Consider the following 3,110-nt stretch of genomic DNA (forward strand, 5'->3'; position numbering starts at 1 on the left):
GTTCTGGCATGATCGCAGAGGATCAGGAGACCGAGCTTTACATCCCCGCCGATGGTCCGGTATGGCTTTTCGCCTAAATCGTCTTCTACAAGCGTGTCCAGGCTCGAGCTCCTTCCGAGCAGTCCTCAATCGGCCCCGGGCGCCTCGCGCGGCCTGCCGCGCAACAACAACGAAGTGACCGAAAAGTCCAGGCTGCGACGCATTTACCTCGCATTTTCAACGGTGTTATAGGGCCGATCAGGCTTATAAGGGAGCCTCGCCGGTCAGAGAAATGCAACCAATTCGATGCTACGTTTCGGGGTTCATTAACCGCGACTTCAGGCTTGAGAGACCAATGCCAGCTTCCCACGCAACCCGCAAATTGGCGGGAATCCGCATCCCGGCCCTCAATCGGTGGATGTACGCCGTTCTTCTGGCGTTCGGCGTCATGGTGGGGCCGGGCGTCACGCCGGCCCATGCCGACCTGAAGCTGTGTAACACCACGGCGAGCCGCGTCGGGGTGTCGATCGGCTATAAGGATACGGAAGGCTGGGCGAGCGAGGGCTGGTGGAACATCGCCTCCCACACCTGCGAGACCCTGCTCAAGGGCGTGCTGATCGGCCGGTACTACTACATCCACGCGGTCGATTACGACCGCGGCGGCGAATGGGCCGGCGGCCTTTTCATGTGTACGGACGACAAATCCTTCACCATCCGCGACACGCAGGATTGCGAGAAGCGCGGCCACAAGCGTACCGGATTCTTTGAAGTCGATACCGGCGAGGAGCGGGACTGGACCGTCCGTCTCACCGATCCGGAAGGTGAAGAAACAAAGTCCCAATGAGGCGAAATCGCCGAGTCAAGATCGTCGCTACGCTCGGTCCTGCCTCCACCAACGAAGAAACGATGCGCCGCCTGTTCGAAGCAGGCGCCGACGTGTTTCGCGTGAACATGAGCCACGCGACCCACGATGGCTTGCGCGAAGTTCACGCCATCGTCCGCAAGCTCGAATCTGAATTCTCCCGGCCCATCGGCATCCTGGTTGACCTGCAGGGTCCCAAGCTGCGCATCGGCAAGCTCGACTCCGGCTCCATGCGGCTGACGAAGGGCGACATCTTGAGCTTCGTCCGCCGCGAGGCCATTGGCGGCCTGGGACGCGTGCAGCTCCCCCATCCGGAGATCTTCGAAGCCGTCGAAAAAGGCCACACCCTCCTCCTCGACGACGGCAAGCTGAAACTGCGCGTGGTCGAGGCAAGCGACGTGCGCATCGACGCCGAGGTGCTGACCTCCGGCCTGCTCGCAGCCGCAAAGGCATCAGCCTGCCCGACACGGTGCTGCCCTTCAGCGCCACCGCAAGACCGCGCCGACATCGAATGCGCCATGTCCCTCGGCGTCGCGTGGGTCGCGCTCTCTTTCGTGCAGCGTCCCGAGGACATCGCCGAAGCACGCAAGCTCTCGCGCGGCCGCACCGCGATCATGGCCAAGATCGAGAAGCCGTCGGCGGTGAACCACCTCAAGGAAATCCTCGAGCTCGCCGACGGCATCATGGTCGCGCGCGGCGATCTCGGCGTTGAGATGCCCGTGGAGAAGGTCCCCGGGCTCCAGAAGCAGATCAGCCGCGCGGCGCGCAACGCCGGCAAGCCCGTGGTTGTCGCCACCCAGATGCTGGAATCGATGATCTACGCGCCGGTGCCGACACGGGCCGAGGTCTCCGACGTTGCCACCGCCGTGTTCGAAGGCGCCGACGCGGTCATGCTGTCCGCCGAGTCGGCCGTGGGCAAATACCCCGTCGACGCCGTCGCGACCATGGACCGTGTTGCCATAGAGGTTGAGCGCGATCCTCTCTACGCGGCCATCATCCACGCCCAGCGCATCGACCCGCAAGCGACCGGGGCGGACGCCATCTCGGCGGCGGCCCGCACCGTGGCCGAGACGCTCAATCTCGCGGCCATCGTCTGCTACACCGCGTCCGGCGCCACGAGCCTGCGCGCCGCCCGCGAACGGCCGCAACAGCCGATCCTGGCGTTGACGCCCATCCCTGCGACCGGCCGCAAGCTGGCGATCGTCTGGGGGCTTCATTGCGTGCTGACCGACGACCCGCGCAATCTCGACGACATGGTCGCCAAGGCCTGCCGCATTGCCTATCAGGAGGAGTTCGCGCTCCCCGGCCAGCAGGTGATCATCTCGGCCGGTGTGCCGTTGGGTAAGTCTGGCGCCACCAACCTGCTGCGCATTGCCGAAGTCCAGGCGGGCACCGAGGAATAGCGTCGCGGAGTTCGAAGCTAGATGTCCTGGCCTTCGACCTCGCGCTTGAGCGCGTCGACGCCCGACTGCGCATCTTCCAAGAAGGGATTGACCGCCAGCGCCCGGCGATAGGCCTCCAGCGCCTCCTTCTTGGCCCCCAGCTGCTCGAGCACGAGCCCGAGATCGGTGATGGCGCGATAGTGCTTGGCGTCGAGATCGAGCGCCCGCCTGAGATCGGTCAGCGCGCGCTCGGGCTTGCCCTGGAGCACATTCACCTTCGCCCGCAAATACCAGACCTCCGCCTCGTTCGGAGCGATATCCACGACGGCGTCGAGAATAGCCAGAGACAGATCGATTTCCGCCGCGTTGGCGAATTGGGCGGCCCGGCTCATCAGAAGGTCGACCGTATCGCTGCCCGAGACGGCCCAAAGCTCCTCGATGGCCGTCATGATGGGCTCGGCCGAACTGGCATTGGGCGCGCCGCCGAGCTTCTCGTAGAGCTCGGCCAGCATTTTTGGCCGGTCGGCCGGATCCACTGGCGGCGGGACCTCACCGGATTCCAGCTTGTGGCCCTTGGTATCCTCCGCCGATTGCGGCGGCGCCCCCTCGTCCGCGCCGGGCTTCATGTCCGGCCTCAAATGCGGCTCGGCGCCCTCCATGTCCCCTAAACTTGGGAGGTCCAAACCCTCCAAAGCCGGATCGTCCAAGGCCGGCACGTCCCCGGACTCTTCCGGCTGGTCGCCCAAGCTCTCGAAATATTGCGCAAGCACCACGGGCGGAGCGGCTAGGGCTGGCGCAGCCGTCGAGGCCGCGAACGCAAGACCCAGGAGCAACAGGCTCGCCCGACTTTTCACCATGGACATGCTGGAAAAGGTACGGGGCGCGCG

3 protein-coding genes are annotated in these 3,110 nt (G+C 64.9%); 2 read left to right on the top strand and 1 reads right to left on the bottom strand.

Annotation, left to right across the window (positions count from 1 at the left end; all coding sequences use genetic code 11):
- The first annotated feature begins 334 nt into the window (after nucleotides 1-334).
- The gene (locus AUC71_RS07035; RefSeq protein WP_425283364.1) at nucleotides 335-823 is read left to right on the top strand and encodes a DUF1036 domain-containing protein; all 489 of its coding nucleotides are present in this window, start codon (nucleotides 335-337) and stop codon (nucleotides 821-823) included.
- Nucleotides 820-2,244: a pyruvate kinase gene (gene pyk / locus AUC71_RS07040; RefSeq protein ID WP_069623698.1), complete on the top strand. Its 1,425-nt coding sequence runs from the start codon at nucleotides 820-822 to the stop codon at nucleotides 2,242-2,244. The genes AUC71_RS07035 and pyk overlap by 4 nt, the downstream gene beginning before the upstream one ends.
- 17 nt (nucleotides 2,245-2,261) lie before the next feature.
- Here pyk and AUC71_RS07045 read toward each other — a convergent pair.
- The coding region (locus AUC71_RS07045; protein WP_204376663.1) for a tetratricopeptide repeat protein at nucleotides 2,262-3,110 on the bottom strand (849 nt) is incomplete at its 5' end.

Origin of the sequence: Methyloceanibacter marginalis (genome assembly GCF_001723295.1) — a bacterium.
In the GTDB taxonomy this organism is placed as follows: Bacteria; Pseudomonadota; Alphaproteobacteria; order Rhizobiales; family Methyloligellaceae; genus Methyloceanibacter; species Methyloceanibacter marginalis.

Bases quoted from the DNA above. Each gene is read 5' to 3' on its own strand.
- pyk (WP_069623698.1), top strand. From the start codon at position 820: ATGAGGCGAAATCGCCGAGTCAAGATCGTCGCTACGCTCGGTCCTGCC.
- AUC71_RS07035 (WP_425283364.1), top strand. From the start codon at position 335: ATGCCAGCTTCCCACGCAACCCGCAAATTGGCGGGAATCCGCATCCCG.